This window comes from Methylomonas sp. LW13 (assembly GCF_016865255.1).
Taxonomy (GTDB): domain Bacteria; phylum Pseudomonadota; class Gammaproteobacteria; order Methylococcales; family Methylomonadaceae; genus Methylomonas.
The window spans coordinates 3369671-3395206 of the sequence record NZ_CP033381.1 but is presented as its reverse complement, the minus strand read 5'-3'; the positions used below and the strand labels follow the sequence as shown (position 1 = coordinate 3395206).

The following is a 25536-nucleotide window of genomic DNA, read 5'->3' as shown; positions in this document are numbered from 1 at the left end:
TCATGTTCGGACGGCTTTTTTTCGGCGGACTACTGATAGGCAGCCTGGCGATGCTGCTGTTTGTGCTGGGGTTTGTGTGTTTGCAGTTTGGCTTGGTTTTGTTGATGGGGCTGTTTTATCTGTTGGCCAGTAAAGTGATGTTACTGGCTTTGGGCCTGCTGGCTTTGCTGGGCGTGATGACCTTATTTAAAGCGGTTTACCGTGAGCTGCGCGGGTATTTCAGTCGCGAATCGGCGGCGGTACGGCAGCTGTTGTCTTTGCAGATTCGTCGGCAAAATATTGAGCGGCGCCAGGCTGCGGAATGCCGGCAGTTGAGTTATCTGAGCAGATTCAAGCGGCAACGATTGATGGTAGCCGATAACCGCAAACAGGCCAGGGCCTTATTCGCGGTAATTAGCGATGAATTGCAAGCGGTGCGGGCGCAATTGCCAGCCACTCGATATAAAAATCTGCGCAAAGCCTTGCGTACCTATCGTAAACAAGCCGATGCTGCGGCCATGCTGGCTTTACGCCACCAACTGCATGTCGTCGATTAGCAGTTGGCTGGGCGAAGCGCTGGCGTTTTTGCGGCGCAGTCGCGACGACAATCTGCAATGGCATTTATCCAGGCACGAAGATGTCGCCGAACTGCGGCAAACCAAGGCGCTGGCGGAACAGGCCTTGGTGGCGCAACTGAAAAAACAGTCGCAGCAATTGGCGCACGAGTTGGCCGTCAACAAAGCTCGCAATAGCAATGAGCTGGCGATGGTGAAAACCCAATGTCAGCAGGATTTAAAAGACTATCAGCAATATCTGCAATCACTGGATAAGCTGAAGGAGTCTTTGCGCACCAGTTACGCGCATCTGCCGGAAGCGGTGGCGTTCACGATTCACCATCACGCCAAGCAGTTATTGAATCGGATGTGGGATGCCCAAGAACCGCAGGAAAAAATGAAGATTGAAATGCAGTTGTTGCAGTTCATGACAGCGGTGCATGAAGACAGCCAGGCTTCTTTGCAAGGCGAGGGAAACGACGGTTTGCCGCAACGGGCACTGGCTTTTATCGATGCGGATTTGGCGGACTAGATGGGCTGGAAATAGCCTTCAATGTCTCTAACCATTTTCTTGTTCAACGCAAACATCACCACGTGATCGCCTTCCGCGAATACGGTGTCGTGATGCACCGGAATCACTTCTTTTTCGCGAATCAGCGCGCCTAATATGACGCCGTCCGGTAAGTTGACCTGATCTACCCTTAAGCCCACCACGGAGCTGGAGTTCTTGCTGCGGTGAGCAATCGCTTCGATCGCTTCCGCACTGCCGCCGCATACCGAGCTGACGCCGACCACGTCGCCTTTACGCACGTGTTTGAGGATGCCGCCCAAGGTTTCCAGTTTCGGTTGAATCGCCAGATCGATTTCGGTGCCGTCCAATAATTTTAGGTAAGAATTATTGTTGATCAGGCAGATCGCCTTTTTGGCGCCGAGTTTTTTCGCCAGGCCGGCGGCAATCAGGTTGATGCCGTCGTTATTGGTAATCGCGCAGAACAAATCAATGTCTTCGATCATTTCTTCCTGCAGTAGCGATTCGTCTGTACAGTCGCCGTGTAGAATTAAGGTGTTACGCAAATCGTTAGATATCTCCCGCGCGCGCTCGATGTCTTGTTCGATGACTTTGACGTGGTAGTTTTTTTCCAAGGCAATGGCCAGCCGCTTGCCGACGTGGCCGCCGCCGGCCAGCATAATGGTTTTGATCGGCGATTCCAGTTTATGCAGATCCACCAGGGTTTTACGAACCTTATCGCGTGGGCAGACAAAGAATACTTCGTCGCCGGTAGCAATCACCGCCTCGCCGTTTACCGCGATGGCTTTGCCGTCGCGGAAAATCGCCGCGACCCGGATCATGCTGTCGGCCAGTTTTTCTTTGACGGCGTGGATGCGTTTGCCGGTCAGAAAGCCGGTCGGTACCACGCGAATCGAAAACAGCCTGACCAAGCCGTCGGCAAACTCGGACACATGCAGCGCGCCGGGGTATTTGATCAGGTTGTGGATGGATTCGGTGACAACCTGCTCAGGGCTGATGACAATATCAATACCGCCCGGGGCAAATAATTCCGGATGGTTGAGAAAATCGATGGCGCGCACTCGGGCGATGGTTTTGGGTTTGCTATACAGGGTGTTGATCACCTGACAGGCCAGCATATTGGTCTCGTCGCGGTCGGTAACGGCAATCACCATGTCGGCGTCCTGAATTCCGGCTTGTTCCAGCACGCTGGGATGGGCCGCGTTACCTTCGACGGTGGCTATATCCAGGCGGCCTTTTAATGCGGTGAGCAAGTGGGCATTTTTATCGATAACGACAATATCGTTTTCTTCACTGGCCAATGCGCCGGCAACCGAAGAGCCGGTCACACCGGCACCGAGAATCACTATTTTCATAAATTGTTAAAGCCAGTAATGATGTCGAATGCTTGCCGCCACAAGGGCCGAAGCCGGCGAATTATACGCTGATCGATAGGCTTGTCCATGTTCCAGCGAGTGCTAACTTTGCGGCGATGGAAATCGCCGGATGATGCAGTTAGGCTGCGGCTGCCAAGCAAAAATCCTGTTTTAAATAGCCGATTTACAAAAACAGGCTGGTGAATAGTCTCAGCTTGCCGGGCTTGTTTTCTGGTCACAGCCGCCCCATACCGTTTATAATCGCAAACTTTGGTTCACTCTCACTCTGGAAATATCATGCTGGGTAAGCTGGTTAAATTGGTAGTTGGCAGCCGCAACGACAGGCTGGTCAAGAAGAAACGCAAGCTAGTCAAGAAAGTCAATGCTCTGGCCGCCGAATACGAAAAATTATCCGATGCGGCGTTACAAGCCAAGACGCAGGAATTTCGCGACCGCCTGGCCCAAGGCGAAAACTTAGACAATTTACTCCCAGAAGCCTTTGCCGCTGTGCGGGAAGCCTCGACCCGTGTATTTGGCATGCGGCATTTCGACGTGCAGTTGATTGGCGGCATGGTCTTGCACAGTGGCAAGATAGCCGAGATGAAAACCGGTGAGGGTAAAACCCTGATGGCGACCTTGGCCGCCTACTTGAATGCCTTGCCCGGTAAAGGCGTGCATGTCGTTACCGTCAATGATTACTTGGCCCGCCGCGACGCGGAATGGATGGGCAAATTATACGGTTTCCTGGGCTTGACCACCGGTGTCATCGTCAGCGATTTGACGCACGAGCAACGCCAGGTTGCCTATGCAGCGGATATTACCTACGGCACCAACAACGAATTTGGTTTCGATTACCTGCGTGACAACATGGCCTTCAGCCTGGAACAAAAAGTCCAGCGCGATCTGAATTTTGCCATCGTCGACGAGGTTGACTCTATTTTGATCGACGAAGCCAGAACGCCGTTGATCATCTCCGGCCAGGCGGAAGGCAGTACCGATATTTACCTGAAGACCAATCAAATCATTCCCTACCTGACCAAACAGGAAAAAGCCGACGACCCGGAAAAACAGGATCAAATGCCCGGCGATTATGCGGTGGACGAAAAATCGCGGCAGATTCATCTGACCGAAGCCGGCTATGAGCACGTTGAGCGGTTGTTGGCGGAGCACGGCTTGATAGCCGACGGCTCCACACTATACGAAGCCGCCAATATCCGCTTGATGCACTATTTGAACGCATCGCTGAGAGCTCACGTACTTTTCCAAAAAGACGTGGATTATGTAGTGAAGGACGGTCAGGTTATCATCGTCGACGAATTTACCGGCCGGATGATGAGCGGCCGGCGTTGGTCCGAGGGTTTGCATCAAGCGATGGAAGCCAAGGAAAACGTGACTATTCAAAACGAAAACCAAACGCTGGCTTCGATTACCTTCCAGAATTATTTCCGTCTTTACAACAAATTATCCGGTATGACCGGTACTGCGGATACCGAAGCGTTTGAGTTGAACAAAATCTACGGCCTGGAAGTGGTGGTTATTCCTACCCACAGACCGATGATTCGTAAAGATAAGGGCGATTTGGTTTATCTGTCCGCGCGGGAAAAATACAAGGCTGTCATCGAAGACATCAAAGATTGCGTGCAGCGCGGCCAACCGGTGTTGGTGGGTACGACGTCGATCGAAAACTCTGAATTGATTTCCCGGATGCTGCAACAACAAAACATCCGCCATGAAGTCTTGAATGCCAAGCAGCACGAGCGCGAAGCCCACATTATCGAAAATGCCGGTATGCCGGGCGCCGTCACGATTGCTACGAATATGGCCGGTCGCGGTACCGACATCGTGTTGGGTGGCAATCTGAATGCCGAACTGGCTGCCTTGGGACCGGATGCCAGCGAAGCCGATAAAGAGCGGGTGCGTGCTACTTGGCAGGAAAGACATGAAAAAGTCTTGGCAAGCGGCGGTCTGCATGTGATCGGCTCGGAACGCCACGAGTCGCGGCGGATCGACAACCAATTGCGTGGCCGTTCCGGTCGGCAGGGCGATCCGGGTTCGACCCGTTTTTATCTGTCGCTGGAAGACGATTTGATGCGGATTTTCGCGTCCGAGCGCGTCGCCAGCTTGATGCAAAAACTGGGTATGGAAGAAGGCGAAGCGATTGAGCATCCTTGGGTGACTCGTTCCATCGAAAGCGCGCAACGCAAAGTCGAGAATCGTAACTTTGATATTCGCAAAGAAATTTTGGCTTACGACGACGTCGCCAACGATCAGCGCAAGGTTATTTACGCGCAGCGCAATGAGTTGATGGCTGCCGAAGACATCAACGACATTATCAACGCGATTCGTGCTGACGTGTTGAACGACGTCATCACCGAATACATTCCGCCGAAAACCATGGAAGAGCAATGGGATGTGCGTGGATTGGAAACCCATTTGCAGCAAGAATTTAATCTGCAGATGCCGCTAGTGGAAATGCTGGAGCACGACCGTACCCTGAATGAAGCGAAATTGCGCCGGCTGATTATCGAAAAAGCCGAGCAAGAAAGCCGCGCCCGTGAAGAGGCCGTAGGTGTGCAAGTGCTAAGGCATTTCGAGAAATCCGTGATGTTGCAAGTGCTGGATAATAGCTGGAAAGAACATCTGGCGGCGATGGACCAATTGCGCCAAGGTATTCATTTCAGAGGCTATGCGCAAAAAGACCCCAAGCAGGAATACAAGCGCGAGTCGTTCCAAATGTTTACCGGCCTGTTGACGCATATCAAGCAGGAAGTGGTGGGTATACTCGCCAAGGTACAAGTGGCGCGAGAAGAAGACGTGCAGGCGATCGACGAACAACGCCAAGCACCGCTGGAAATGCACTACGAACACGCGGAAGCCCACTCCATTTTTGAAGAAGAGCCCGTGGCACCAGCAGCTCAGCCAGACTCAGACCCGGAGAACGCGGAGCAGCCTTTTGTCAGACTCGGCAACAAAGTGGGCCGTAACGACCCATGCCCCTGCGGTTCCGGTAAAAAGTACAAGCAATGCCACGGCAAGTTGAACTAATGTTTAACCGCGGCGCCCCAAACCGGGCGTCGCGGCTGCCCGACAATTTGATTTAGAGGGCCTTTGGCATCGCTTTCAGCCTTGCAAAATCAGCGGCCCACGGCCTTTAATTTTCACTGTCCTCAAGGGTAAGTACTATGCCGCATAGAGTCTTTAATAAGAGTAATCCCGCCGCCGATATTACCAAGCTCCCCAAGTTGGGCATGGAAAAAAAGCATTTCATCGCCGACTTCAAACACTACTACAGTCATCGGCTCGGGCGCGATGAAAATTGCCGTTCTCCGCATTACGCCTACGAAGCCTTGTCTTTGGCGATCAGCGACCGTTTGGTCGAACGCTGGAAGAAAACCTACAACGTCTATCGCGACTCCGATTGTAAAAAAGCCTTCTATCTGTCTATGGAATTTTTGATGGGGCGTTCTTTGAGCAACGCCATGTTGAATCTCGGGGTTGACGATATTGTCACGCAAGCCTTGTATGATTTGGGTTTGGAAGCCGAGGAACTCATCGAGAGCGAGCCGGACGCAGGTTTGGGTAATGGCGGCTTGGGACGCTTGGCGGCATGTTTCATCGATAGTTGTGCCACCTTGCAACTACCGGTCACGGGCTACGGTTTGCGTTATGAATACGGCATGTTTTCGCAACAAATCGTCAATGGTGAGCAGGTCGAGAAACCCGATCATTGGTTGCGGATGGGCAATGTCTGGGAAATAGAACGTCCGGAATACATGCACCGCATCAAATTCGGCGGCCACACCCAAACCCACATCGATGAAAAAGGCAACAAGCGCACCAGTTGGTTGGATACCCATGATGTGATTGCCATGCCTTACGACACGCCGGTGCCTGGCTATAAAAACGGTACGGTCAATACTCTGCGCTTGTGGAAAGCCATCGCCACGGAAGAATTCAATTTGCAGGAATTCAATGCCGGTGATTACGCCGAAGCCGTGGCCGAGAAAAACACCGCTGAAAACATTACGATGGTGTTGTATCCCAACGATGCCAACGAAAACGGCAAAGCCTTGCGCCTGCAACAGCAATATCTGTTGGCCTCCGCGAGTTTGCAGGACGTCATCGCCAACTGGGTGGGGCGCCACGGTAATAATTTCAGTAAATTTGCCGAGAAAAACTGCTTTCAGCTCAACGACACCCATCCCAGCATCGCGGTGGCCGAGCTGATGCGCTTGTTGATGGATATTCACGGTTTACCTTGGAAAGAAGCCTGGAACATCACGCGGCAAACGATGGCCTACACCAATCATACCTTGTTGCCCGAGGCCTTGGAAAAATGGTCGGTTAATCTGATGCAGCATTTGCTGCCGCGCTTGATGGAAATTATTTTTGAAATCAACGCACACTTCATGGCTGAAGTGTCGGCGCGTTGGCCTGGCGACAATCCCCGCATGGCGCGGATGTCCATCATCGAAGAGGGTTATCAAAAACAGGTGCGGATGGCATTTTTGGCTATCGTCGGCAGTTTTTCTGTCAACGGTGTCGCCGAGCTGCATTCCAAGCTGTTGCAGGAAGGCTTGTTTAAAGATTTTTATGAGCTCTGGCCGCAAAAATTTAATAACAAAACTAACGGTGTGACCCCTAGACGCTGGCTGGCCGGCTGTAATCCGGAATTGGCTGAGTTTATCACCGCAACTATTGGTGACGGCTGGATTACCGACCTGTCTCAGCTGTCCAAATTAGCGCCTTATGCCGAGGACGCGGCGTTCAGGCAAAAATGGTACGACTTGAATCGGGCCAGTAAACAACGTTTGGTTGACTACAAAAAAGAAGAACATGACATTGAAATCAATGTCGATGCTTTGTTTGATGTGCAGGTTAAACGTATCCACGAATACAAGCGGCAAATTTTGAATGTGCTGCATGTGATTCATCTCTATGATCGGATTAAACGTGGCGATACGCAAAACTGGGTGGATCGTTGCGTCTTGATCGGCGGCAAGGCGGCCCCTGGCTATGTCATGGCGAAAAAAATCATCAAGCTGATAAACAATGTCGGCAATGTCATTAATGAAGATCCGGAAGTAGGCAACAAGCTGAGATTGGTGTTTATGCCCAATTACTGCGTATCGGCGATGGAAAAAATCTGTCCGGGCGCGGATTTGTCGGAACAAATTTCGACTGCCGGCAAGGAAGCGTCCGGTACCGGGAATATGAAATTTATGATGAACGGCGCGCTGACCATCGGTACCTTGGACGGTGCCAACATCGAAATTCGTGAAGAGGTCGGTGCCGACAATTTCTTCCTGTTCGGCTTGACCGAAACCGAAGTGGAGGCGATGCGGCCGCATTACGATCCACAATGGTTCATCAATCAGGACAGCGATTTACAAGGCGCGATGCGCTTGCTGGAATGCGGGCATTTCAATCAGTTTGAGCCGGGGATTTTCGACGACATCATTGCTTCGATTAAAAGTCCGCACGATCCTTGGATGACTATCGCCGATTTCCGCAGCTATCTGGAAGCACAGAAGCGCGTCGAGCAAACTTGGCGTGATCAAGAGCGCTGGACCAAAATGAGTATTCTCAACACCGCGGCCAGCGGTAAGTTTTCCACCGATAGAACGATTAGCGAATACAACCGCGAGATTTGGAAGCTGTCGCCGGTGGACGTGGAAAAATACTGAAACAATGCTGGATATTGTCTTGTTCGAGCCGGAAATACCGGCCAATACCGGCAATATCATCCGTTTATGCGCTAATACCGGTGCGCATCTGCATTTAATCCAGCCCTTGGGCTTTGATCTGGACGACAAACGTCTGCGTCGCGCCGGGCTGGATTATCATGAATGGGTGAACATCCGCCAGTACGGTTCCCTGCACGATTACGTCGAAAAAGCCAAGCCCCAACGTTTATTTGCTTTAACCACCAAAGGCCACACCGGTTACAGTGAGGTGCGATACAAAGCGGGAGATGCCTTGTTATTCGGTCCGGAAACCCGTGGCTTACCGGCCGGATTTCTCAGTCAACATTCGACCGCGCTGCAACTGTATTTGCCGATGCGTAAGGAAAGCCGCAGTCTTAATCTCTCCAATACCGTGGCGATAGTGCTTTATGAAGCCTGGAAGCAATTGAATTTTGTGGATGCGGCGCGCTGACTTGATGACGGTTTAGCGGGCCGGTTTTCAGCGGCCGCAGCAACGTTTAAATTTCTTGCCGCTGCCGCACGGACAAGGCGCGTTTTTGCCGGTATCCGTACTTGCCGCAACTTTGCCTGCGGCTTTGATGACGCCGTCCAGATAAAGCCAACGGGAATTGGATTTAACGAAGCGACTGATTTCGTGCATGAAATAGTCTTCGCCGTCTTGTCGGTAAAAAGCCTTAAACTCGACAATGCCCTTGCTGTCGTGGGCGCTGCCTTTTTTAGTGCTGGCTATCGCCAGTTTTTGCCATTGCGCGGTTTCCTTGGAAAAGTCGATGGCTGCCGGCCGTTTGCTGGTATCCCAAGTATTCAATAAATAGTCCACATCGCGCCGGGCATAGGCACTAAAACGCGAGCGCATCAAGGCTTCCGCAGTCGGTGGATTGTGTTCTCCGCTGTGATAGCGGCCGCAGCAATCGGCATAATCGAGGCCGGAGCCGCATAAACAGGTTTCTAGTGGGTCGGTGATTGTCGTCATAACGGCGGATTTTACCGAAATAGACAAGCCAAAAGCCAATCTTAGCCGCTCTCGGCGGAACGTATCCGCGCACTGACAGCGCTTTTAGATGATGGGGGCTGGGCTTGTTATGATAAATCTCTAAGCTTTGGGGTTTTACGATCAGCGTATTTTCAGGAGGCCGGATTGAAAGTCGCATTAAACACACAAATTTTTCTGGGTGCCGTATTCGGCGTAGCGTTGGGCATGGGATTCGCCAAGTTGGGACCGGACGCCGCGCTCAGCAAACAAGGTATTTACGTTTGCGGTCTATTGAGTACTTTATTCATGGATTTGTTGAAAATGGTGTTGGTGCCTTTGGTGTTTACCTCCATTGCGGTTGGGGTGGCAAATTTGCGCATGCACGGCCAATTGCATCAAGTCTGGCTGTCTACCTTGGTTTTTTTTATGGTTTCTATGGCTCTGGCTATCCTGCTGGGCGTGGCGGCGGCAAATATATTCGAGCCCGGAAAAGGTTTGAATCTAGACTTATTCAATAACGCTGTTCCCAACTTCGCCGCCAAGCAAATGAGCTTTGCGCAATTTGTAGCCAGCTTCCTGCATGGCTTATTCGTTAACCCGTTTGCCGCACTAGCGCAGGCCAATATCCTGCCCATCGTGATGTTTGCACTGTTGTTGGGGATTGCTTTGGTAGTGGGAGGGGATCGTTACCGCAATATCTTGCTGCTATTGCAGGAAGGCTTGGAGTTAATGCTGCGCTTGGTCGGCTGGATTATGCGGCTGGCCCCGTTCGGCATCATGGCTTTGCTGGCGCAGTTGCTGGCGACGCAAAATATGGCCTTGTTAAGCAGTTTGGCGGAATTTGTCGCGGTGGTCATTGGCACCACCATGCTGCATGGCTTGGTCGTGTTGCCTTTGTTGTTAGGTATAGTTGCCAAGGTTTCGCCGCTGAAGTTTTTCCTGGGCGCCAGGGAAGCCTTAATCACCGCATTTGCCACCAGTTCCAGCTCTGCCACATTGCCCGTCACCTTGCGTTGCGTTGAACAGCATTTGCACGTCAAACCCGGTATTGCCGGTTTCGTGGTGCCGCTGGGTGCCACGGTCAATATGGACGGCACCGCGCTCTACGAAGCTGCCGCTGCGTTATTTGTCGCGAATTTAGCCGGCATAGAGCTGGATTTGGCGCAACAATTGATCGTGTGTTTTACCACGATGATCGCCGCCATGGGCGCGCCGGGCATCCCCAGCGCCGGCATGGTGACCATGATGATGGTGTTGCAATCGGTTGGTCTCCCGACCGAAGCCATTACGATACTGTTACCCATAGACCGCATACTGGATACGGTGCGGACCATGGTCAACGTCGAGGGCGATATGGTGGGTTGCATAGTGGTACAGCGCTTGACGGATCGCTAGTTTTTTCTGCGGTTTATGAATGGATTACCCGATTGCGGCCGCTTTGCTTGGCTTTATACAAGGCGTTATCTGCGCGGACGATAAAGCTTTCCGGATTATCGCCGGATTGCAATCTGGCAACGCCTATCGACAAGGTGATTTTGCCCAGCGACTGGTTGTCGTTTTTGCGTTGCAAGCGGCTGGCTGCCATCGCGGTGCGAATATTTTCGGAGATTTCTACCGCCTTTTCGTGGCTGGTGTTGGGCATGATAATCGCCAGTTCCTCACCGCCGTAACGCGCAACGTGATGATGTTCCTCGGCGTGTTTCTTCATTAAATTCGCTACATATTTAATGACATTGTCGCCGATAGTGTGGCCGTAAGTGTCGTTAATGCGTTTGAAATGGTCTATGTCCAGCATCGACAGGCACGCGGTATCGGGTGCGGATTGTTCGATGATTTCTGCCAAGGTCATGTCGAACGCGCGCCGATTCAACAAGCCGGTTAAACCGTCGGTGGTAGCGATTTGTCTGGCTTGAGCCAGCTCGGTGCGCAATTGCTCCATTTCTTGGTTGGCTTCGGTCAGCTTGGTTTGCATGGCCTGACTGGTCATCGCCAGCGCTTTGGTTTCCTGAATGATTTCTTCCAAGATGGTTTTCAAGCCGTCTGAAGCGGAGAAAGTTTCCAAGATGACTGATTTTTTCTGAAAGCTGTCGTTGGTCTCTTCGGCCTTGTTGTAAGTTTCGTTGATCGCGCTAGTGGCTTGCTCGATGACTTTGTGCAGTTGCCGGTTGATTTGCTCGAAAGATTCCAAAGACGCATTACAAATGTGTGATTTGTAAAGCTCGACGCTGTTGTCGTAATCGAAGGCCTTGTTTTCGGCGAGCAACGAGTCGACTGCTTTGTTTAAGCTCGGGTTTCCGCCGGCCACATAGTCGTACCAAATAGCGTAGTTGATGGGATTGGCAGCAACGTTATGACGCATCAATAATGGCAGGATTTGTTTTAGATGGCCGGCGTTAACGCTCGGCGAGAAATCGTAAATCGGTATGTAAGTGGTGCCTTTACTCATCAGATTTTTGTCGATAAACGTATAACGGTTTAAGTACTGCTCGCGCCGGGATTGTTAACCCAGTCACTGCTTTCGATTGTTCCGTATCAATGCGCCGGGTTTAGCGCTTAGTAGAACGTGTCTTAAGGTAACTTGGATAATTGTGCTTGAAACACTATGAGCCTCCAGGCTTTCATTTTACGTAGTCATAAGCCTACATAAAGGTAACTTAAAACCGGGATTTTTCAATACATCCGGAAAATAAGCTGACGCACACAGTGTTTGCGGTTTGTGTGTAGGGGCCGGTTTTGAGGGGGTGAGTTTATCAGTGTAATTTTTTTCTAGAAATGGTTTGCGTGTACCGGCTGTTTTTCTAATGGCTGTCCGGAGAATGCAAACTCTTGGCAACTGCACGTGTGGCACGAGTATTTGCATCGCAAAGTTAACAAAACATTTTGCAGCAGCTCCAGTTTTGGATAGAATGCGCGTCCTTTAGTCGGGTGCTTAGCTCAGCTGGGAGAGCATCGCCCTTACAAGGCGAGGGTCGGGGGTTCGAACCCCTCAGCACCCACCAGACTATCGGAGGTTAAATGTAGAATCTCCCACGATTCTATTCGGTAATCTCAAGCGTCCCAATCAATACTCCTAAGGCAAGCGCTACGCCATCGTCGCAACGGATTCCTATTTTCGGCAAAATGGCAAGCTGGGTTTTGCCTTGCCATTGTTAGCTTTGCGGTTTAGCGAACTCTCCATTACTTCCAGCCCTTTGACTGGCCCAGGCCGAGCGCAACACCAGAACTGTCTGTCTTATTAACGCCATTTTCAATCCCCACGATAAACACCAAATGCAGTGGCGGTCCGCTGTTGTTAGGCGCGTCCGCATTCCGGGAATAATCGGTTGATACGGCAACCTCGACTCCTCCCGCGCCTGAGTAAACCATCCGCTCAATTCGAAATCTTATGGCTAGGCCATCTAATTAGGAAATTGAAATTAAATGCCGCCGCTAACTCCTTGAGTTAAAAAACAAAGCACGCAAGTGCGGCTATTTAGTAAAAATTTCCCGCTGACAACACAATATGTTGTGCTAGAATTTCAACATAGACACTATATGCAGTATATCGCCGGACTGTATTGTTTTCGGTTTTAATCCAATAAACATCAACATCTTAGCCGTGCCGGAGCGGCAAGATAGGCCTATAACCATTCAACTAGAAAAGGGAATCCACGAATGACCGCAAAACTTCATGTTGTGACACAAGACGCCACCGAAATCCCGCTGCAAAGTGCTTCCCTGGATATTTGGGACAGCAAATACCGCTTAAAAACCAAGGATGGCAAAGCGATTGACGAAACCATTGATGACACCTATAAGCGCGTCGCCAAGGCCCTGTCTAGTGTGGAGAAAACCAAGGCGCTGCAAGAAAAACACTACAAAGAATTTCTGTGGGCCTTGCGGAAAGGCGTGATCCCGGCCGGTCGCATCACCTCCAACGCCGGCGCTTTGGATCATAAACCGGCCACCTCCACCATCAACTGCACCGTATCCGGCATCATTGAAGATTCGATGGACGACATTTTGCACAAGGTTCACGAAGCCGGTCTGACCCTGAAAGCCGGTTGCGGCATCGGTTACGAATTTTCGACATTACGGCCGCGAGACGCTTATGTATCAGGCGCCGGCGCCTATACCTCCGGCCCGTTGTCGTTCATGGATATTTACGACAAGATGTGTTTCACCGTATCGTCGGCCGGCGGCCGCCGTGGCGCGCAAATGGCTACCTTCGACGTCGCCCATCCGGACGTGGTGGACTTTATCCGCGCCAAGCGTGAAGACGGCCGCTTGCGCCAGTTCAATTTGTCGCTGCTGATTACCAGCGAATTCGTCGAAGCCGTTAAAAGCAACGGCCAATGGCCGCTGTCTTTCCCGGTTACCGAACGCGAAGCCAATGCCGATAAACTGGATTTAACCGATACCGACAAAATCGTTTGGCGCGATCTGCCCAATAAAAAAGGCTATGTGGTCAACGAGGCCGGCTTGGTGGCTTGCCGCATTACCAAAGTCATGCCGGCCCGCCGCTTGTGGGACATCATCATGTCCTCCACTTACGATTACGCCGAACCGGGATTTATCTTGATCGACAAAGTCAACGAGATGAACAACAACTGGTTTTGTGAGCACATCCGCGCCACCAACCCTTGCGGCGAACAACCGCTGCCGCCTTACGGCAGTTGCTTGCTGGGCTCGATCAACCTGACCCGCTTCATCGATAAACCATTCTCCAAAGAAGCCCGCTTCGATTGGGAAGCTTATCGTAAAACTATTCGTATCTTTACCCGGATGCTGGATAACGTCGTCGAGATCAACGGCCTGCCTTTGGAAAAACAGCGCGAAGAAATCATTGGCAAACGCCGCCACGGCATGGGCTATTTAGGCTTGGGTTCCACCATTACTATGTTGGGCATGAAATACGGCAACGAAGAGTCTCTGGTATTTACCGAACAAGTCACCAAAGAGTTGGCTTTGGAAGGCTGGAAAGCCGGCCTGGAGCTCGCAAAAGAAAAGGGCCCGGCACCTATCATGGAGCAGTTATTCACCGTCACCGGCGAAATGCTGCACAAACGCCCGGAAATGACGGCGGACGGTTACAAACTGGGCGACCAAGTGCCCGGTAAAGTTTTGCACGCCAAATACAGCCGCTACATGCAAAAAGTCGCGCAGGAACTGCCGGAATTGGTCGCGGAACTGGCGGAAGTTGGCTGCCGCTTTACCCACCACAGTTCGATCGCGCCGACCGGCACCATCTCACTGTCGCTGGCCAACAACGCCAGCAACGGTATTGAACCGAGCTTTGCCCATCATTATTCGCGCAACGTAATCCGCGAAGGCAAAAAGTCCAAGGAAAAAATCGACGTGTTTTCCTTTGAATTGCTGGCCTACCGCGAACTGATCAACCCGCAAGCCATGCCATACAGCCAGGATCCGGCTCAGCAATTGCCGGATTATTTCATCGCTGCCGATGACATCAGCCCCAAACAGCATGTCGATATTCAAGCTGCTGCGCAACGCTGGATCGACTCGTCCATCTCGAAAACCGCCAACGTGCCGACCGATTATCCGTACGAAGACTTTAAGTCCATCTACGAATACGCCTACGACCAAGGCCTGAAAGGCTGCACTACCTTCCGCTTCAACCCGGAAGTGTTTCAGGGCGTGTTGGTCAAGGAATCCGACCTGGAAAACACCACCTACCAGTTCACCCTGGAAGACGGCCATGTGGTGGAATTTAAAGGCAACGAAGAAGTGGAATACGATGGCGAAACCCACACCGCTGCCAACTTGTTTGATGCTTTGAAAGAAGGCTATTACGGCAAGTTTTGATTTTTAAAAAATGTAGGTTGGGTTAGGCGTTAGCCGTAACCCAACACGACGGCAATTTTGGGTTACGCATGCGCTTTTATGCCCGGCCGGTAAACCCAAGCTACAGAATACGGAAAACCCATGACCCTACACAAAATCAACAAAAAAATCGTCGGCTACAAAGTGCTGACCAAAGAAAACCTGGAAGCAGCTGCCCAGGCGGAAGCCGAACTGGCAAAACCTTCACTGGAAGAAATGCACGAAAATCTGGCGCGCCCGGAGATGCTGCTGGGTTCCACCTATAAGATCAAAACCCCGCAGTCCGAGCACGCCCTGTACATCACCATCAACGACATCATCCTGAACGAAGGCACGGTGCATCAGGAACGCCGGCCTTACGAAATCTTCATCAACTCCAAAAACATGGAGCATTTTCAATGGGTACTGGCGCTGACCCGCTTGATTTCGGCAGTGTTTCGCAAGGGCGGTGACGCCACCTTTTTGGTGGAAGAAATGAAGGCGGTATTCGATCCGCAGGGCGGATATTTCAAAAAAGGTGGGGTATTCATGCCGTCCCTGGTGGCTGAGATCGGTCACGCCATCGAATCGCACATGAAACACATCGGCATGATCAAGCCGGAAAAACTCAGCGATCACCACCAGCAATTGGTCGACGAAAAGCGCCGGGAGTTTGAAGCGCAACATGGCACGACGGAGGGGCAGGCGTTTCCGGAAAAAGCGGTGTTGTGCGTGAAATGTTCGACTAAAGCGATGGTGTTGATGGATGGGTGTATGACTTGTTTGAATTGTGGGGAGTCGAAGTGTGGTTAATTTGGTGCGGTTCGTTATAATCCGACGATGATTGAGATAGCGACGACCGAGTATTTTCGTAACGATGTGTTGCAAAAAAGGCCTTACATGAGACTCGAATGGTGCCAATCTGCATTGTCCGAACCGTTTCGCCGCGAAATTCAAGAAGACGGTAGAATTCGTCACTGGTTTTTCGTATCCGAATTAAATAAGTATTTGCGTGTTGTTACCTTGTCCGATGGCATAACCATCCACAACGCCTTTCCCGACCGGAGATTTAAACCATGAAATTGAGCTACGACGAAGCGACAGATTCTCTTTACATTCATTTAGCCGACAGGCCTTCGGTCGATTCGGATGAAGTCAGTGATGGTGTGGTATTGGATTTCGACGAAAACGGTGCATTGGTGGGGATCGATGTTCAACATGCAAGTCAAAAAGCGGATATTCAAAATTTAGCGGTTTTGCATTTGCCGTTGAGGGAGTTGCAGGCGGCATGATGATTTTGTGGTTCCGCCGTACGGACTTTAGTGGCTGAATGTCAAAATACTTCAGCGTTCGCCAAACCTATTAGTTAAATACGTTACAAGTTATGGCTAAAGCTCAGAAATTTGTTAGAACGGAAGAAGAGCAAAAGAGATGTATTGAAATTCATGACGCCTATAGAGCCGAATTATTAAAACGTCAGTTGTCTAATACCGAAAATTATGACAAAGCGATTTTGTCTCTGTCATCAGCAGCGCTAGGTCTTTCTCTTACGGCAATAAAGCTTATTATTCCTATTGATCTCGCAGGGCATTTGTGGTCGATAAAATTGTCGTGGGTTCTGTTTCTTTTAACAATAATTTTTTCGTTGGTTTCATTTTTGATCAGTAATTACGGAATAAATAGACAATTGTCTATTGCTGAAAATTACTATATTAATGCTTTAATAAGTGCGCAGACAGAAAAAATCACTTTGAAAAAATAAATTTAATAATAAACCATTTAACTGGTTTGTTATTTATTATTTCTATTTCACTAACTATTTTCTTTGTAACAGTTAACATCAATGGGAATCCTGAAATGAGCAATGAGAAAAAAACACAAGAAGTATCTACATTATCCACTAAGTTGGCACTTGATAGCGCTAATATACCCAATATGATGATTGCTCCTGGAAATGGGAGCATTGTCGGACTAAGTGCTGATATCCCGACAATGCAAATGGCTCCTGGTAAAGTTCCAATGCAAAGTTCAAATGTACAATCCACACAAGGAAATAATAGTTCAACGAATAGTGAATCGAATAAATAGCCAGCGTAGATACTGTTATCTAAGTCAATCCAAATGAATAGCTAAATCGAAGCCAGATAAGGTGGGCACGGTTTTTGTAACCATGCGGAATTAAAAGCTTGTATGAATATTGTTTTGCTATCGCGAAGCCTAATTTAACGCCGGTTCGCGGACCGGCAACTCCGATACTTTCTGCTACGAAAATCATCCCTGGTTTTCGCCCTCCGGGCCAGCCTATCGGCTGTTCAAATTCGTTCCAGACGAATTTGTGCGTGTCCAAAAGACAGTATCCAAAGAAAAAGCCCCCCGATGCCGCTTTGGTCCTGCGCGCCGTAGGATTTGAACGGGGTTTTCGGAAGGGCTGTCCTAGCCCTCCGAAAGCGCGCCGCGCCCCTGCCGGGCTGATCCGCCCAAACCCTCCGGTGCTCGGCGCGGCATAGGGGATTTGGTATGCGCTTCGCGCGAAAAGGTGTGGCCGCTTACGCGGCCTTTTTTCTGGTTCCCACGTGCTACGTGGGAACCCGCAGCTTGCCCGCGCTGCGTGGTAACCAGAAAAATTCGCTCCAGACGAATTTGTGCGTGGCCAAAAGAAAGTATCCAAAGAAAAGGCGACCCGGATGCTGCTTGTTTCCTGCGCTCCTCGCTCTTGTGCCCTGTGGGTATTTGCCGAGGGTTTTCGGAAGGGGCTTCCTGCCCCCTCCGAAAACGAGCGGCATCCCTGCCGCTCCCCTGCGGGCCATTCTCGGCAAAACCTCCGGTGCTCGGCGCGGCATACGGGAGTAAACCAACCCCTTAAAGAATTCCTCGTTCCGATGCGCTGCGTGGGAACGACGGGCTTGCCCGCGCTTCGGGCCTAATCGTGCCTATGCGCTATCTCCGCTGAAATCTCCGATGTTCGGCGTGGCATGCGGTAACTCGTCGCCTTTTAGGATGTGCAGAACAACGTGAAGCGCATCGGTTGTATTAATTAATGTATATCCGGATGTCCCGTGTGTATCTAATAATCCCGTGGACGCACTCTCAATGGCTTGGGAGAGGTATAAAAACTTCCCGGGCGTATGTAAAAATATCCGGAATGTGTGTTCGCTGGCTGTGGGGGCACGGACAAATGTGTTGGAGGTGCGGTCAAGGTCGCTGAATGCGCCTTCGAGATTCGCGAGGGTATGTTCGAAAGCTGGGTGGGTGCCTACGTGACATTTTTATGTGCCTTCGGCTTCATGGGGATTGCCTTCGCGTCCTTTGGAAACGCGATAAGGTGTGCGTTCCCAGACGCTCCGCGTCGTCTTGCAAAGACCGCGTTGGTTATTCATTTTTAAACACGCATTTTTCCGGAATTAATCGACAGCATGGCAAAACCTAAAAAAATCAAAGCGAAGGGCGGGGCTAAGGAAACGGGCAAGGGATTGGTGATGGATTCGTTTTGCGGCTGGGATGGCGACGTGCTGGTGCCGAATGTGCTCGGTACGCCATCCGCCAAGCAGGATGTCATCGGCAAACCTAAAGGCCGGCAACTCAAGATTAGCGTCACCGCCGCGCCGGTGGGCGGCAAGGCCACCGATCATATGGTGCGCTTTCTAGCCAAAGAGTTTGGGGTGGCAACGGGCGATATCGAGGTGGTGTTCGGGCGCTATAACATCAATAAACAACTGCGCATCAAGGCGCCCAAGCAATTGCCGGCGGTGATTGGTAAATCAGCTGGGTAGGTAGCCGTCGCGATAGCGGTATCTTATACAATAGGCCTCAATGAAGCGTTGACGGAATCGAGGGGGCTATATTCAACGAATCCTCGATTGTATCGAGCCAACGCAATACGGATTTTAAAAACTGAGGTAAATGTGCAATTACTGTCTTTGATTCTATCGCTATTGATCTTAACCGCGTGTTCGACTCACCAACTGAAAACACTATCGTCGGAAAGTGTTTCGAGTTACGGGAAGGACATTAAGCTTGATGTAAGTGGCGAGAACGCGGAGATTGTCGATAAACTCAAGCGTTATATTCAGGCTTCTTTATTAACTGCGGGATTTAATCTTGTTACCGACGAGAATGCTACGCAGCTGGATGTGGCGATTTCGGCATTTGATCCGGGTAATGCCGCATTACGATTGACGGTAGGTTTCGGCGCGGGCAGGGGATCGTTGGTCTACAACGCCAAATATACAAAAAACGGCAAACTGTTGGTCGATTACGATGGTGCCGAGCGTTTTACCGGATTGGAATTTGCGCCCGGCACCCAATACGAGGCTTTCAGAAATTTAGGCGGCGAGGAAACGTCGACGCTAATTTTGCTGGAAGAAGCGTCAAAGCATATTGTTGAGCAGGCTACAATCGACGGGAAATAAACATTTCCGCTTGGTTAGTTGATAGGGTTTTGTATCCACGCAGGGCGCTTTTGCAGCAAATTTTGCTTGTCTTAGCCTCTAAAACAAAAAAGGCCTTGATTAACAAGGCCTTTTAGAATATGGCGGAGAGCTAGTCCGCCTAACAAGAGTCCGATATTGTTTTTTATTGTCCTAAATTTTTGTTAAAAAACGATAAGTTATAAAATTATTGTCCAGCTTGGTTCGATAAAATATACTCCAATCCGATGCCGAAAGTAGGGTAGGAAGTAGGGTAGGATTTATGAGTCGGATTTATGAGTCGGATTTTGAATAAGCTGAACGCACGCAAGGTTGTGACAATCAAAACTCCCGGTTATCACAGTGATGGTGGAGGTCTTTACCTACAGGTTAGTCCGACACTTTCAAAAAGCTGGATTTTCAAATTTGTCAGGAATAAAAAGGCTACCGAGATTGGTCTGGGTAGTTTTGGCGATATTTCGCTGGAAGCAGCCAGGGAGCAAGCATCTGAATACCGAAAGCTGCTCAAACAAGGTCTGAATCCTCTGGTGGAAAAACGGAAAATTGAACGCGAGCTTCACTTGTCCGTCGCCAAATCAATGACATTTGCAGAATGTGCCGCCGCTTACATTGAGATTAATCGCCATGGCTGGAAAAATCCTAAGCATGCTCAGCAATGGTCCAATACCCTAGAACAGTACGCATATCCAACCATTGGCAAACTCCCGGTCACGGAAGTCGATACGGCATTGGTTGTTAAATGTCTTGAAGGAATCTGGACGTCCAAAAATGAAACGGCCAGCAGATTACGAGGTCGCATCGAGACGGTGCTGGATTGGGCGACTGTAAGCAAATATCGTGAAGGCGAAAATCCAGCTCGATGGCGTGGTCATCTCGACAAGATTTTACCTAAACCATCCAAAGTTCAAAACGTCGAGCATCACGCTGCATTGCCTTACACGGATATAAAGGAATTTATTGTAAAGCTAAAAAATCAACAGGGTGTAGCCGCGCGATGTCTGGAATTTACGATCCTTACCGCCGCCCGAACCAATGAATCCATCGGCGCAACTTGGGATGAAATAGATGTGATCAGTCAGACATGGACAATTCCCGTTGAACGGATGAAAGCCAAAAAACCTCATCGAGTACCCTTGCCACCTCGCGCAATGGCTATCGTTCAGGAGATGAGTCTACTCAAAACTAATGAATTTGTGTTTCCTGGATTAAAAAGAGGTTTGTCTAATATGGCCATGCTGCAACTATTAAAACGCATGGGCCTCCCGGAACTGACGGTTCATGGATTTCGATCTAGTTTTAGGGATTGGGCCGCTGAAACTACCCATTATCCCAGTGAAGTAGTTGAAATGGCATTAGCCCACACGATTAAAAATCAGGCGGAGGCCGCGTATCGCCGAGGGGATTTGATGGAAAAGCGATCGCAGCTTATGGCCGATTGGGCCAGGTATTGCGAGCAGGCTTATTAGAATTTAAGGCAGTGGCTCGGTTAAATTCAAATAGTAGCGCGTATGTTTCCGTTCGCCTGTTCGAATCAATGCTCCCTTGGCGACTAGATCCTGCAGATCACGAGTGGCCGTTGCTGAAGGAGTTCCCGTAATACTTCGATATTTGTCCGCGCTGAGTCCACCAGTAAAGCCATCTGGACCTTCCCGAAACATTCTGGCCAAGGCTTTTTCCTGACGCGGATTCAGTTGTCCGCGTACGCGGTCGTAGAGCTTGGTTTTTTGAATTAAAAAATCGATCCATTGATGGGTGTATTCCTGAGCGGCCATCACCAATTCGGCGAAATACACCAGCCAATCAGTCACGTCGATTTGCTTGTTGGCCATTTCCAAGGCAGTGTAGTATGCATTGCGGTGCCGTTCGATGGTAAATGCCAGCGCGATTAATGTTGGTTGCCCCAGGCATTGGGCCAACGCCTTTTCGGCAATCGCCCGACCGATGCGACCGTTGCCGTCCTCGAACGGGTGGATGCTAACGAAATAAAGATGGGCAATCCCGGCACGTTGTAATGCAGGCAAAGGTGTGTTTCCGTCGGGTGCCGTGCAATTGAACCAGTCAATGAACTGATCCATCTCTCGTGCCATCTGGCAGGACGGCGGCGCTTCGAAATGCACTTTGGGCGCGTAAATGGGACCGGAGACAATTTGCATTGGGTCTTCGTGGCTTCGATAACGTCCTACATCCAGTAGATCGTTGCGACCGGCGGTAATCCAGGAATGCCATTGATATAGTTGCTCGTGAGTCATAGGCGTTGCGAAGTGTTGGTACAGATCGACCATAACTTCCGCTATGCCTTGCTCGGCCGGCGGGACTTTTCGATGATCGGTGATTAAACCGAATTGGCGGCAAATGGAAGATTGCAGGCTGTCCCGGTTCAGATATTCACCTTCAATAGCTGACGTTTTTAGGGCTTCATTGCTGATCAGTTCGATAGTCAACTGTCGTCTGTCGTCTTCGGATAAATGCTTCACCGCGCCGAATGATACGCCGGCGCCAAGCAATAAGCGCTTTTCAAAATCGTCCAGCTGCGACGCGTTATAGGTTAAGTGCGGCCAATCGGCCAGTTGCCAATTCCAGAGCATGATTAATACAAAACGATTTCATAGATCACAAATATAGCACTTTATGATCTATAAAAGACCTGTTTAAACATCACTAAAGACTGTAGTGCCACTCTGAGCAAACCCGAGCGCTGTAACTGTTGAAGTTATAGTGAAGTGAGATTTCTGGTATTACCAGTGTTACCGCCTTATCTGGCGTGGACTGCAGAGGATACGGGGTAATGTTGAAATGGGTCTGTCATGGTGTACTCCAAAGACCCCCTCGCGACCGATTCAATCCCAGCGGGATTGAATCATCCCGCAGGGGATCTTGAAAAAACTCGGCTTAACCGAGCGTCAAAAGTGAAAACGACGCGTCAGATCAACGCAAATCGTTTGCCTTCTATGAAGTCCTGATACTGCCGGGCTTCGATTTTCCCCTTGAACCGGGCATGCACGGCTCCGTCGATCCAGATTTCCCAAGGCAAGCGGTTAAGCTCACCTCTGACCAGTTCCACCTCTCCAACACGAAATTCATCGTGTTGGTAAAGCACTTGGCGTGGGCTGTCGATACGGACGATGCAATGATCCAGCAATGCCGGACCACCGATGTCACCCGGTTCGATCAAAAGTGGCACTTTAATCGTGCCGGTCGAGCGGCCGATCCAGCCGATGACATCATTCTCATCGAGCCAGGACTGACCTGTTTGGGTGTCGCCGTAATACAACCTGATTTTGCGTCGGCTATGGCGAAGCTGTTCCAGCAACTCGACCACCGGTTCCGGTGTATCGGCGTGATAACAGGTGCCCGACGGCAAACGCTGATATTGGATGCAATGCCCCGTGCCGAAGGTGTGTTCAAAGATTTGTTTCATGATGTTGTCCTCAAGGAAAAAACGGAAACATCACGATTCCCCAGCGGGAATAGGACATTCCCGTGTGGGTGGAAAAAATGAGTGCCAAATCAAATGACGTGGCTACCTCGGGCTTTTGCAAATTGCGCGCTTAAAGACCGCGCGAAGTTTTAGGATTGAATTTCCAATGCAGGTTTCCCCAAGGCTTGTAAGGCCAGAGGGATTAATGGATCCAAGTCGTCCCAATCGATACTGCCGCCACTGGCTTCACCTTGTTGATAGGCTTCGACCAATCCCCGGCAAACCCGCATGGCTGCTTGTTCCTGCTTCAATTGCCGTACCGAATGATCCGGGTCTGGCCATTGTTCAACCGCAACGCACTCCCAGACCAGGCTTTCACCCTCCGATTCATGAAATTCATCGGACAATAACGGCATAGCAGCGGTGTCATCCCAAATCGTGGCGTCATTGAATGCCTGCTCGGCAATCAGTTGTGCCGCTTCGTGACTCTCCGCAGTGATACCCACCGAAACGCGGTGCATATAGTCGATTTCGTAGGAGACTACGAAGAACCGATTCATAGCCGCCGCCGTGACATTGGCTGACGCGGGTTCTTCGACTGGGGACTCGGTTTCCGCCGATTCACCCTCGATCAATGCGCTTTCATAAGGCTCGATTTCCTTGTTGCAGTCCGGGCAGCGATCGTTACAGGCGCAATCCCATTCATCCTCCCATTCGGTTTGGCAGTAGGGACACCGGTACTGATTCAGATACCGAACCGTGCTGTTTTCGGCAGGGGTTGTGCCAACGCTAGGTTGGTTGATTGTTTTCATGGTCATCTCCTCCAAAAAATGCAGGAACGACCACCCGACAGGATGAGGTTCCTGCAGGGTTAAAAACGCTGAATTAAGCCTAAATCTGGCTCACACAGCGGGGTTGAATTCGCGCAAAAATCGGTATATGGTGACTAAAACTCATCAAATAGCAGAGAAATAGCCATGTTTGACGATATTTTGCGCATTTTTGATTTCCTCAGTCTTAAGCAGACCGAGAGTACGCAACCAGTACGAAAACCGATGGCAATACCACTCGATCCCAGACTGAATGCGTTAAATCTTTGCAAAACAATTTTGACGAAGTTGGATGCCGCGGAAGCCGATGTGTTGCAAAATATCGACGATCCGAAGCGAGCCTGGACGTTGTTGAGCAATGTCCGGCAATTGCGACGGGAAACCTTTGAGGATCTCCAATCGCTGTTGCCGGATGGCTTTCGCTTCGACGAACCCAAGGTTGACTTGGCTAAGCCAGTACGCACCGTAATGACAAAAAACGGCGCGACGCTTGCGGTATTCAATGGCGGACAGACTCACTGACCGGCGTCGATAAATCGTTGCCTTTCAATGCAGCCCGTAGCTGAGAAACCGGATGTTTCGTGTTCTGGGTTGTAGTTTCAGTGACGGCAACCGACTGCTTTTTCGAGCGCCGAGTTTTTTTGACTTCAGGCTCTGGACTGTCGATCACCGGTTTGATTTTCAACAACTCCCGCTCCAGTTTGGCGATTTGAATATTCGCTTCATAGATCTCGATGGTTTTTAACTTGGCCTGTAATTGTGCCTCCAGTCGTACAGCCTCACGATTGACAGCGTGATTACGTGTCTGAATTTCCTGGCGCACGGAATCGGACATGGCCAACCAATCCACCTCATGACGGATTTGGGGCATGACTACCGGTAGCCGGTTACGAGCCAAACGCTGCACACGATAGCGGTGAAACGTTTGAGCTGCGTGTTGCAATGCGCTCAGCAGTTGCAACGCCGTTGCCCAAAGGACTCGCAAGGCAAGGATAAACATCGCCAAAAGGATGACGCCGAAAATAAAGTTCATTGAAGTTCTCCTTTGAAAATTTAAGAAAACACTTCGAATGAACAGCGCCCGGCCGGGCGATGGTCGCCCGAAGCGGGTTTTGATTTTCAGTGGGTAGCACCACTGCGATTTACATCGGGCTTGACGTACCCGACACGATCAAGGGAACACCTTGCTCGCCGCCTAAAGACGGAACGCCGACCGAAGTCGGATTCAGCGTTCTGGACAGAACGCATGAAGTGCCTGTTTTTCCGATGGCTGGACTTGAGAAGTCGAGCCATCGGAAAAACCGACCTGTGGAGAGGGATTTTATGTTATATTTTTGTATAACAATTATCCCCGGAGCGATGCTATGCACACTACCAATCTACGTAAAGTCGGCGGCTCAATCATGTTGGCGGTGCCTCCGGCATTGTTGGAACAATTACACTTGCAAGCCGGCGCGACGGTAGGCTTGGTTATCGATCACGGCCGTTTGGTCGTAGAGCCATCTCCGAAGCCGCATTACACCCTGGCCGAATTACTGGCCAATTCAGACTATTCCGCACCACTGTCCGAAGAAGAGCGCGAATGGATCGATACGCCGGCGGTGGGTAACGAACTGCTATGAAGCGCGGCGACATCTATTTGGTTTCACTCGATCCGACCGCAGGCCATGAACAAAAAGGCAGCCGGCCGGTGGTCATCGTGTCCCCGGATGAATTCAATCAGGTCACCAAACTGCCGGTGGTATTACCGATCACCACGGGCGGTGATTTCGCGCGGCGCCTGGGATTTGCGGTTCCGTTGACGGGAATCAAAACCACCGGTGTGATTCGCTGCGACCAACCGCGTATCCTCGATTTGGCGGCTCGCCAAGCTCGATGGGTCGATAGCGTACCGGACGCCATCATGGATGACGTGCTGGCACGACTATCGACCTTGTTCGAGTAAGCGAGGTTTCCTTCAG

At 50.5% G+C, this 25536-nt stretch carries 24 protein-coding genes and 1 tRNA gene; 18 read left to right on the top strand and 7 right to left on the bottom strand.

The window, feature by feature from the left end; all coding sequences use genetic code 11:
• Window positions 1-2: 2 nt before the first annotated feature.
• A complete protein-coding gene (locus JL719_RS15315; RefSeq protein ID WP_033155193.1) occupies window positions 3-536 on the top strand; it encodes a hypothetical protein in 534 nt (177 codons plus the stop codon).
• Window positions 523-1065, top strand: a complete 543-nt coding sequence (locus JL719_RS15310; protein ID WP_033155192.1) for a hypothetical protein — start codon at window positions 523-525, stop codon at window positions 1063-1065. The genes JL719_RS15315 and JL719_RS15310 overlap by 14 nt, the downstream gene beginning before the upstream one ends.
• Here the strand turns inward: JL719_RS15310 and trkA are convergent.
• Window positions 1062-2417, bottom strand: a complete 1356-nt coding sequence (trkA, locus tag JL719_RS15305; RefSeq protein ID WP_033155191.1) for a Trk system potassium transporter TrkA — start codon at window positions 2415-2417, stop codon at window positions 1062-1064. The genes JL719_RS15310 and trkA overlap by 4 nt on opposite strands.
• 297 nt (window positions 2418-2714) lie before the next feature.
• Between trkA and secA the strand changes: the two genes are divergently transcribed.
• The 3 genes from secA to trmL all read left to right on the top strand — a co-directional run bounded on the left by secA (window position 2715) and on the right by trmL (window position 8576).
• Window positions 2715-5462, top strand: a complete 2748-nt coding sequence (secA, locus tag JL719_RS15300) for a preprotein translocase subunit SecA (protein ID WP_033155189.1) — start codon at window positions 2715-2717, stop codon at window positions 5460-5462.
• A gap of 137 nt (window positions 5463-5599) precedes the next feature.
• A complete protein-coding gene (locus JL719_RS15295; protein WP_033155188.1) occupies window positions 5600-8104 on the top strand; it encodes a glycogen/starch/alpha-glucan phosphorylase in 2505 nt (834 codons plus the stop codon).
• A 4-nt stretch (window positions 8105-8108) separates the two neighbouring features.
• Window positions 8109-8576, top strand: coding sequence for a tRNA (uridine(34)/cytosine(34)/5-carboxymethylaminomethyluridine(34)-2'-O)-methyltransferase TrmL (trmL, locus tag JL719_RS15290; protein ID WP_033155187.1), 468 nt, complete (start codon window positions 8109-8111; stop codon window positions 8574-8576).
• A gap of 27 nt (window positions 8577-8603) precedes the next feature.
• On the opposite strand, the gene JL719_RS15285 is transcribed toward trmL, so the two are convergent.
• Complete coding sequence (locus tag JL719_RS15285) at window positions 8604-9098, bottom strand: YchJ family protein (RefSeq protein WP_033155733.1); 495 nt, start codon at window positions 9096-9098, stop codon at window positions 8604-8606.
• A gap of 165 nt (window positions 9099-9263) precedes the next feature.
• Here JL719_RS15285 and JL719_RS15280 point away from each other — a divergent pair, with 165 nt between their 5' ends.
• On the top strand, window positions 9264-10493 hold the full coding sequence (locus JL719_RS15280) for a dicarboxylate/amino acid:cation symporter (RefSeq protein ID WP_033155186.1): 1230 nt from the start codon (window positions 9264-9266) through the stop codon (window positions 10491-10493).
• 13 nt (window positions 10494-10506) lie between these two features.
• Here JL719_RS15280 and JL719_RS15275 read toward each other — a convergent pair whose 3' ends face one another.
• Window positions 10507-11544, bottom strand: coding sequence for a GGDEF domain-containing protein (locus JL719_RS15275; RefSeq protein ID WP_033155185.1), 1038 nt, complete (start codon window positions 11542-11544; stop codon window positions 10507-10509).
• Between the two features lie 477 nt (window positions 11545-12021).
• Here JL719_RS15275 and JL719_RS15270 point away from each other — a divergent pair.
• From JL719_RS15270 to JL719_RS15230, 9 genes are all read left to right on the top strand, one after another.
• A tRNA-Val gene (locus JL719_RS15270) sits at window positions 12022-12097 on the top strand.
• A gap of 655 nt (window positions 12098-12752) precedes the next feature.
• On the top strand, window positions 12753-14903 hold the full coding sequence (locus JL719_RS15265; protein ID WP_033155184.1) for an adenosylcobalamin-dependent ribonucleoside-diphosphate reductase: 2151 nt from the start codon (window positions 12753-12755) through the stop codon (window positions 14901-14903).
• A gap of 120 nt (window positions 14904-15023) precedes the next feature.
• Window positions 15024-15713, top strand: a complete 690-nt coding sequence (locus JL719_RS15260) for a TSCPD domain-containing protein (protein ID WP_033155183.1) — start codon at window positions 15024-15026, stop codon at window positions 15711-15713.
• Window positions 15714-15976: 263 nt separating this feature from the next.
• The gene (locus JL719_RS15255) at window positions 15977-16192 is read left to right on the top strand and encodes a DUF2283 domain-containing protein (RefSeq protein ID WP_033155182.1); all 216 of its coding nucleotides are present in this window, start codon (window positions 15977-15979) and stop codon (window positions 16190-16192) included.
• A 92-nt stretch (window positions 16193-16284) separates the two neighbouring features.
• A complete protein-coding gene (locus JL719_RS15250) occupies window positions 16285-16662 on the top strand; it encodes a hypothetical protein (RefSeq protein WP_201798998.1) in 378 nt (125 codons plus the stop codon).
• Between the two features lie 95 nt (window positions 16663-16757).
• A complete protein-coding gene (locus tag JL719_RS15245) occupies window positions 16758-16988 on the top strand; it encodes a hypothetical protein (RefSeq protein ID WP_203531398.1) in 231 nt (76 codons plus the stop codon).
• A 1325-nt stretch (window positions 16989-18313) separates the two neighbouring features.
• Complete coding sequence (locus JL719_RS15240) at window positions 18314-18670, top strand: DUF167 domain-containing protein (protein ID WP_084153189.1); 357 nt, start codon at window positions 18314-18316, stop codon at window positions 18668-18670.
• Between the two features lie 132 nt (window positions 18671-18802).
• Entirely contained in the window at window positions 18803-19309 is a 507-nt protein-coding gene (locus tag JL719_RS15235) for a DUF4410 domain-containing protein (protein ID WP_033155179.1), read from the top strand.
• 305 nt (window positions 19310-19614) lie between these two features.
• Entirely contained in the window at window positions 19615-20793 is a 1179-nt protein-coding gene (locus tag JL719_RS15230; protein WP_201798996.1) for a tyrosine-type recombinase/integrase, read from the top strand.
• A 3-nt stretch (window positions 20794-20796) separates the two neighbouring features.
• Here JL719_RS15230 and JL719_RS15225 read toward each other — a convergent pair whose 3' ends face one another.
• The 3 genes from JL719_RS15225 to JL719_RS15215 all read right to left on the bottom strand — a co-directional run bounded on the left by JL719_RS15225 (window position 20797) and on the right by JL719_RS15215 (window position 23557).
• Window positions 20797-21912: a Fic family protein gene (locus tag JL719_RS15225; RefSeq protein WP_033155177.1), complete on the bottom strand. Its 1116-nt coding sequence runs from the start codon at window positions 21910-21912 to the stop codon at window positions 20797-20799.
• 335 nt (window positions 21913-22247) lie between these two features.
• Window positions 22248-22745, bottom strand: coding sequence for a hypothetical protein (locus tag JL719_RS15220; protein ID WP_033155176.1), 498 nt, complete (start codon window positions 22743-22745; stop codon window positions 22248-22250).
• Between the two features lie 149 nt (window positions 22746-22894).
• A complete protein-coding gene (locus JL719_RS15215; RefSeq protein ID WP_033155175.1) occupies window positions 22895-23557 on the bottom strand; it encodes a hypothetical protein in 663 nt (220 codons plus the stop codon).
• 165 nt (window positions 23558-23722) lie between these two features.
• Between JL719_RS15215 and JL719_RS15210 the strand changes: the two genes are divergently transcribed.
• On the top strand, window positions 23723-24097 hold the full coding sequence (locus JL719_RS15210) for a hypothetical protein (RefSeq protein WP_033155174.1): 375 nt from the start codon (window positions 23723-23725) through the stop codon (window positions 24095-24097).
• On the opposite strand, the gene JL719_RS15205 is transcribed toward JL719_RS15210, so the two are convergent.
• Entirely contained in the window at window positions 24075-24608 is a 534-nt protein-coding gene (locus tag JL719_RS15205; RefSeq protein WP_033155173.1) for a hypothetical protein, read from the bottom strand. The two genes, JL719_RS15210 and JL719_RS15205, sit on opposite strands and share 23 nt — an antisense overlap.
• A gap of 331 nt (window positions 24609-24939) precedes the next feature.
• On the opposite strand from JL719_RS15205, the gene JL719_RS15200 reads away from it, so the two are divergent.
• Window positions 24940-25197 carry an AbrB/MazE/SpoVT family DNA-binding domain-containing protein gene (locus JL719_RS15200; RefSeq protein WP_033155172.1) on the top strand — a complete coding sequence of 86 codons (258 nt, stop codon included), beginning with the start codon at window positions 24940-24942 and terminating at the stop codon, window positions 25195-25197.
• Entirely contained in the window at window positions 25194-25520 is a 327-nt protein-coding gene (locus tag JL719_RS15195) for a type II toxin-antitoxin system PemK/MazF family toxin (protein WP_033155171.1), read from the top strand. The genes JL719_RS15200 and JL719_RS15195 overlap by 4 nt, the downstream gene beginning before the upstream one ends.
• Window positions 25521-25536 lie beyond the last annotated feature (16 nt).